Genomic DNA, 1400 nt, shown 5'->3' with positions numbered 1-1400 from the left:
TTTTCTCTATCTCAAACAGACGCAGTTAAAAAACAATTGGCGCGGGGTGGTGATCTATCCGAATCGAAGGGTGGAAAAGGAGAATATAGAGCGATATAGAGAGCTATTACAAGAAACAAGAGTACAAAGGATTTATCTCGAGGAATTAGCCGAGAGTCCACCAGATTCGCTCGGATTAGCGACGCTAGAGTTAGTAAGCTTACCCGAAGCGCAAGTGATCAACCGGGGAAGGGAGTTAATCGTGCGAGTGAGGGAAACGGGGGTAGAAAATCGCCAACAGGAACTTTTAGAATTGATAGAGACGATTTTGATTTACAAGTTGCCGCGGATTAATCGAAAGGAGATAGAAGCTATGTTTAGTTTAAGCGAGTTAAGACAGACGCGTGTGTTTCAGGAGGCCCTAGAGGAAGGTCGCCAAGAAGGTCGCCAAGAAGGTCGTCAAGAAGGTCGCCAAGAAGGTCGCCAAGAAGGTCGCCAAGAAGGTCGCCAAGAAGGGGAAATCATCGGAAAATTAGCTTCTGTTCCCTTATTATTGCGAGCGGGGGTTAATCCCCAAGAAATCGCCGCTTCTCTGGGATTATCTCTCGAACAGGTCTTAGAATTGGCTCGGTCACGCGAAGCGTGCGCGAAGCGTTCGCCGGGAGAGAGCGAGCGCTAGGGTATTTTCAGATTTCGGCAGTAAAGATATAATTTCCTTATCTTCCTTTCCGCTTTTCTTCGATGCTATCCTTACTAAAAAAGCTCTGGAATTGGCTAAAATCGCTCTTTATTGCCAGTCCGAAGGCAATTAACCTCAAAAAAGTCGAAAATACTCCTCCAGAACCCAGCGATGGGGAATATGAAGGGATATTGATGGGGTTATTCGAGCAGGTGGCGGCGGGAACCACTACCGACGGGTTACGGGAATGGCTACACAGTCGCCATTGTGACGATAAAAAGCTGGCGCAGTGGCTAGGGGTCAAAAGCGAGGAATGGCTACAGTATCCAGAAGATTATCAAACTTTGGGGCGGGATCTGGCGGCTTTAGGGAAGGTGATGACGGGAAATCTGGGGGAAGTGTCCCAACGGATTAGCCTCCAGTTGCGCGACGCGGTGAGGGATGTTTCTGGTGTGGAGGAGGAAAATCTAGACTCAAAGGAGACGGATTTAACGGAAGTGGTTCAGGATGCCGAATTCTGGTTTGAGCAAGGATACCAGAAACTAATCAATGGGGATTTTATCGGCGCGATCGCCTCTTACGACAAAGCTTTAGAAATTAAACCCGATTACCATGAAGCTTGGTACAACCGAGGGGTTGCGTTAGGTAATTTAGGCAGATTAGAAGAAGCGATCGCATCTTACGACAAAGCTTTAGAAATTAAACCCGATTTCCATCAAGCTTTGTACAACCGAGGGATTGC

At 47.5% G+C, this 1400-nt stretch carries 2 protein-coding genes; both read left to right on the top strand.

What is annotated here, in order from left to right:
- A partial coding sequence (locus tag PX636_RS01720) for an Rpn family recombination-promoting nuclease/putative transposase (protein ID WP_288116025.1) occupies window positions 1-658 on the top strand: 658 nt, incomplete at its 5' end.
- A 62-nt stretch (window positions 659-720) separates the two neighbouring features.
- Window positions 721-1400: tetratricopeptide repeat protein (locus PX636_RS01715; protein ID WP_288116024.1), on the top strand; the 680-nt coding region annotated here is incomplete at its 3' end.

This window comes from Microcystis sp. M53598_WE2, assembly GCF_030067735.1.
Lineage (GTDB): Bacteria > Cyanobacteriota > Cyanobacteriia > Cyanobacteriales > Microcystaceae > Microcystis > Microcystis aeruginosa.
This window is presented reverse-complemented; position numbering and strand designations above follow the sequence as displayed.